Below are 3,351 nucleotides of genomic sequence, written 5' to 3' on the forward strand. Positions count from 1 at the left end.
GCCCCCCGCCCGTACCCGGCGTCGCGGGAGATCGACGAGCAGAGCGAGCTCGGCGCGGTCTACATGCGCTCGTTGATCCGCACCCAGCGGCGGCTCGGGCTGCTGCTGGTGGCGGTGGTGTGCGGCAGCGTGGCGGCGCTGCCGCTGGTGTTCACGTTCGCGCCGCAGGTCGGCGCGCAGCGGCTGCTGGGCCTGCCGCTGCCGTGGCTGCTGCTGGGCTTCCTGGTGTTCCCGGTGTTCGTGCTCGCCGGCTGGTTCTACGTGCGCCAGGCCGAGCGCAGCGAGCGGGAGTTCGCCGAGCTGGTGGAGCGTTCGTGAGCAGTACGTACGGCATCATCGCGGTGCTGGTCGTCGCGGTCGGCACCATGCTGGTCGGCACGTACGGGCTGCGGATCTCGCGCACCACCTCGGACTTCTTCGTCGCCTCGCGGACCGTCTCGCCGTGGTGGAACGCCTCGGCCATCGGCGGCGAGTACCTGTCGGCGGCGTCGTTCGTCGGCATCGCCGGGCTGATCTTCGCGCACGGACCGGACATGCTGTGGTTCCCGGTCGGTTACACGGCGGGCTACCTGGTGCTGCTCGCGCTCGTCGCCGCTCCCCTGCGCCGCAGCGGCGCGTACACGTTGCCGGACTTCGCCGAGGCCCGGTTCGCCTCCCCCGCGGTGCGGGCGGTGGCGAGCGGGTTCGCGCTGGGCATCGGGTGGCTGTACCTGCTGCCGCAGCTCCAGGGCGCGGGGCTGACGCTGCACACCGTGACGGGGGCGCCGGACTGGGTGGGCGCGCTGGTGGTGGCGGTCGTGGTGACCACGAACGTGGCCTCCGGCGGGATGCGCAGCATCACGTTCGTGCAGGCGTTCCAGTACTGGCTCAAGCTGACCGCGATCACGGTGCCGGTGGTGTTCCTGGTGCTGGCCTGGCACGCGCACGGCGCGCGCGACCTGACCGGGCCGCGGTTCCCGGCGTTCCCGGAGCGCACGACGATCACGTTCGACACCGACACGGCGTTCGACGCGCCCGCCGCCACGTCCTTCACCGCCGCCGGCAGGCTGGACGGCCACCGGGTCGACGGCGACGGCGAGCTGACCGCGGGCGGGCACACCGTGTCCGCGGGCACCCGGATCACCTTCCCCGAGGGCGCGGCCGTGCCGCACGTGCGGTCGATCCCGTCGAACACCAACGACGTGTGGGCGCTGCCCATGCGCAGCGGCGAGCGGTTCCCGCTGTACGCGGTGTACTCGCTGATCATCGCCACGTTCCTGGGCACCATGGGCCTGCCGCACGTGATCGTGCGCTTCTACACCAACCCGAACGGCCGGGCTGCACGCCGCACGACGTTGATCGTGCTGGGGCTGCTGGGCGTGTTCTACCTGATGCCGCCCATCTACGGCGCGCTCGGCCGGCTGTACACCCCCGAGCTGCTGATGACCGGTGACACCGACGCGGTGGTGCTGGTGCTGCCGAGCCGGATGATCGACGGGTTGGGCGGTCAGCTGCTGGGCGCGTTGGTGGCCGGTGGCGCGTTCGGCGCTTTCCTGTCCACGTCCTCGGGGCTGATGGTGTCGCTGGCGGGTGTGCTGAGCCGGGACGTGCTGCGGTTGCGCGGCGTGCGCGGGTTCCGGGTGTCGACGGTGCTGGCCGTGCTGGTGCCGCTGGGCATGACGTGGCTGGTGGGCAGGGTGCCGGTGGCGGACATGGTCGGCCTGGCGTTCGCGGTGGCCGCGTCGTCGTTGTGCCCCTTGCTGGTGCTGGGGATCTGGAGCACGCGCATCACCACGGTCGGCGCGATCGCCGGGATGGTCGCGGGCGGACTGCCCGCGCTGGTGGCCGGTCTGGTCACGATCAGCGCCGGTGGCGGCGGCGCGTGGTACCACGTGTTCCTGGCCCGGCCCGCCGCGTGGACCGTGCCGCTCGGGTTCGTCGTGATGTACGTGGTGTCGCTGCTGACGCCGCGCAAGGTGCCTCCGGGGGTGAACCACGTCATGGTGCGCTTGCACGCGCCGGAGAACCTGGGTCTGCGCAGCCAGGACCGGTTGTGACCGCGCTGTTCACGGCGGGCGCGATACTGGTCGTCGGCCTGGCCGTGGTGATCACGCTGTGGTGGACCTCCCGCACCCGCAACGACTTCCTGACCCACGAGCAGCGCATCACGTTCGAGACGCTGCACACCGCGTGGTCCGCCGCTCCCCCGCTGCGCGCCGGGCTGGTGCCGGAGGCGGCGAAGAAGTCGGCCAAGCACCTGCGGACGTTGCTGGGCACGCCCGCGCTGGCGCTGACCGACGAGACCGAGGTCGTGGCGTGGGAGGGCGACGGCGAGCACCACGCGGCCGAGGCGATGGACCTGGCCGCCGACGTGTTCTACACCGGCCGCACCCGCGCGTTCGACATCACCTGCTCCGCGCCCGACTGCCCGGTGCACACGGCCGTCCTCGCGCCGCTGACCGTGGAGGGGCGGGTGGTGGGCGTGCTCGCGGCGTACAGCCGGGAGGCGTCGGCGGGGTTGGTGCGGGCGACCAACGAGGTGGCGCGCTGGGCGTCGGGCCAGCTGGAGCTGGCCGAGCTGGACCGGTCGCGGACCCGGCTGGTGGAGGCGGAGGTGCGGGCGCTGCGGGCGCAGATCTCGCCGCACTTCATCTACAACTCGTTGTCCGCCATCGCTTCCTACGTGCGCACGGACCCCGAGCGCGCCCGCACGCTGTTGCTGGACTTCGCCGACTTCACCCGGTACTCGTTCCGCCGGGCCGGTGACTTCACCACGTTGTCGGAGGAGCTGAAGTCGATCGACCAGTACCTCGCGCTGGAACGGGCCCGGTTCGGTGAGCGGCTCAAGGTGACGTTGCAGATAGCGCCCGAGGTGCTGCCGGTGACCGTGCCGTTCCTGTGCCTGCAACCGCTGGTGGAGAACGCGGTGCGGCACGGCATGGAGGGCAAGGTCGGCCCGGGGCACATCTCGATCCTGGCGGCGGACGCGGGCGAGGAAGCGCACATCACCATCGAGGACGACGGCATCGGCATGGACCCGGACGCCCTGCGCCGCACGCTGGCGGGTCAGGTGGGCGAGACGGCGGGGATAGGGCTCGGCAACATCGACGAGCGGCTGCGGCGCTGCTACGGCGACGATTACGGCCTGGTGGTGGAAACCGCGCAGGGGCTCGGCACGAAGATCAGCGTGAGGGTGCCGAAGTACCAGGCGGGTGTGCACGCCTGACCGGGAGTGGTGGGGCGGGTGGCACGGACTCGCCGGCGTCGCACCGCACCGACTCCGAGGAGCCGCGCGGCTGCCGGCCGCCGTACGACGCCGAACGGGCTGTTCCGCCGAACCGGCGGTCAGGCCGCGGCGGACGCCAGGCCCAG

At 72.2% G+C, this 3,351-nt stretch carries 3 protein-coding genes; all 3 read left to right on the forward strand.

Translation table 11 applies throughout. The features are described 5' to 3' along the window. Positions 1 to 318: DUF485 domain-containing protein (locus tag AB0G02_RS32390; RefSeq protein ID WP_360801777.1), on the forward strand; the 318-nt coding region annotated here is incomplete at its 5' end. Next, entirely contained in the window at positions 315 to 2,036 is a 1,722-nt protein-coding gene (locus tag AB0G02_RS32395; RefSeq protein WP_360801780.1) for a cation acetate symporter, read from the forward strand. The genes AB0G02_RS32390 and AB0G02_RS32395, both read left to right, overlap by 4 nt. Next, positions 2,033 to 3,205, forward strand: a complete 1,173-nt coding sequence (locus tag AB0G02_RS32400) for a histidine kinase (protein ID WP_360801783.1) — start codon at positions 2,033 to 2,035, stop codon at positions 3,203 to 3,205. Before AB0G02_RS32395 ends, AB0G02_RS32400 begins: the two co-directional genes overlap by 4 nt. Positions 3,206 to 3,351: the final 146 nt, after the last annotated feature.

Origin of the sequence: Actinosynnema sp. NPDC023658 (genome assembly GCF_040639995.1) — a bacterium.
Classification (GTDB): Bacteria; Actinomycetota; Actinomycetes; order Mycobacteriales; family Pseudonocardiaceae; genus Actinosynnema.